This window comes from Clostridium oryzae (assembly GCF_002029235.1).
GTDB lineage: Bacteria > Bacillota > Clostridia > Clostridiales > Clostridiaceae > Clostridium_AE > Clostridium_AE oryzae.
The window spans coordinates 1-1,787 of the sequence record NZ_MZGV01000152.1 but is presented as its reverse complement, the minus strand read 5'-3'; the positions used below and the strand labels follow the sequence as shown (position 1 = coordinate 1,787).

Sequence of the window (1,787 nt, the reverse complement as noted above, 5' to 3'; positions counted from 1 at the left end):
GTTATATCCTTTGAGGGAAATACCTATGAGGTAGATGGTGCTCTGGTAGGCAAAAAAATTGAAGTTCACTACAATCCCTTTCACCTTGAGGTTCTACATATATATTTTGATAGTAAATACTACGGTGCGGCCAAAGTTATTGACCTTAATAACAGCAAGCATAAAGATGTTAAAGCTTTGGAAGAAGATCCTAAAGTAGAATCTGAAACAGCAAAAATATACCTTGCCAACATAAAAAGTAACTATCAACTGTATCTAAATGAGCAGCTGAAGCAGTATATTTCTAAAGAACAGGCTTTGGCAGAAAATGAAAATCAAATTGTAACCACTGATAATTCTGCTTTTAGAGCGCAAAAGGATAAAGCTTTTGCCATTGATAAAAATGAGTTTGTTTCTCTTATCTCTGATGCCCTTAAAATTCAAACCATAACTTTTACTGAAAAAGCTAAGCTTTATGAGCTTTGGAGCACCTTTAAAGAATTTAACAAGGATATTCTTATAGCTATACTTGATGACATTAAGTCTAAGTCTTCTGATTTTAACCTTAACTTTCTGTACTATCTTTCAGAAATAAAAAAACAGTATGAAAGCCAGCTGGCTTCTCTAAAAGAATCTGGAGGCAAGGTAAATGAATAATATAAACAGCTCTTTGTGTCAGCACTTTAAGCTAAATTGTGTCCCTTTTCTCGAAAGGTCTAAGACCTCTTTTGAGTACAAACAATTCAATGACAACTTGGAACTTCTTTCCTCAGCTTTCATGACAAGACAAATTGTTTGTATTACTGGTGCTTCAGGTACAGGAAAAAGTTCTCTTATCTTTTACGCTGTAAATCAGCTTGAACCATCTCAATTTAGAATTGCAGGTATAGAACTTTCTAATCCAAACAAGAAAGCGCTATATAAGACTCTTGCTATTAAGGTTGGGTTAAAACCTGCTTATAACGCTGATGATATTAAGCTTCAACTCATAAATTTCTTTGACGAGGAAAATGCTCAAGGCAAATTTAACACTGTTATTATTGATGAAGCTCACACTCTATCTATTTCTCTCTTCGATGAACTTAGAAGCTTCTATGATGAAGGACTTAACTTTTCTCTTGTTTTTTCAGGGCTTCCTCCACTTAAAAACCAGCTGAATTTAGCAGTAAATCAGCCGCTCAAACAGAGAATCTTTGTTTTCCTTGATTGCTGTGCTCTTTCACTTTCTGAAACTAAAGAATATATACTTAGTCAACTTAATGTTGTTGGTGCAAAAGTTCCTGTCTTTGATGAGCAGTGTTTTCCTTTTCTCCATAGTGTTACCTCTGGCGTTCCGAGAAGAATAAATCAGCTTTGCTATGGGGGACTCCTAGCTGCTCTAAAACGCAGGGAAACTATAGTATCTGAATATATATTGAGAAATGTCCATGAAAATCTCAATTATCAAGTTTAGGGAGGCGGTACATAAATGAGATTTGATTGTACTAGAGAAACTGCAGATGGCACTGAAAAGTGGTCAGGGCTTATTGTTAATCTGACCGGTTACGGTAGTTACTATGAGATGAGAATTGAGAGCAGATCTGGTATTATGGTGATATTCGGTGAGACACGATTAGGATATTTTGCCTGTATTCCAGATTGGAATGCAGGGTGTCACCTTGCACATCCATCAGATTTGTTTTGGAATATAGAACAGCTTACTAGAATTTTGGGAGAAGTCGACGGTATAACCGTTGCCTATGCACTTAAGGCTATTGCTCCTAAACTTAAATTTAACAAGAAAAAAGTACGTTTCTACTAAAAAACAA

The 1,787-nt window shown here is 35.5% G+C and carries 2 protein-coding genes and 1 pseudogene; all 3 read left to right on the top strand.

Annotated elements, in window-relative coordinates; genetic code table 11:
• A pseudogene (locus CLORY_RS23500) lies at nt 1-636 on the top strand (hypothetical protein); the annotation flags it as partial.
• Complete coding sequence (locus CLORY_RS22740) at nt 629-1,432, top strand: ExeA family protein (protein ID WP_079428869.1); 804 nt, start codon at nt 629-631, stop codon at nt 1,430-1,432. The pseudogene CLORY_RS23500 and the gene CLORY_RS22740, both read left to right, overlap by 8 nt.
• A gap of 15 nt (nt 1,433-1,447) precedes the next feature.
• Nucleotides 1,448-1,780 (top strand): DUF6618 family protein, encoded by a 333-nt coding sequence (locus tag CLORY_RS22735; protein WP_079428867.1) that lies wholly within the window; start codon nt 1,448-1,450, stop codon nt 1,778-1,780.
• Nucleotides 1,781-1,787: the final 7 nt, after the last annotated feature.

Bases quoted from the DNA above. Each gene is read 5' to 3' on its own strand.
- CLORY_RS22740 (WP_079428869.1), top strand. From the start codon at position 629: ATGAATAATATAAACAGCTCTTTGTGTCAGCACTTTAAGCTAAATTGT.
- CLORY_RS22735 (WP_079428867.1), top strand. From the start codon at position 1,448: ATGAGATTTGATTGTACTAGAGAAACTGCAGATGGCACTGAAAAGTGG.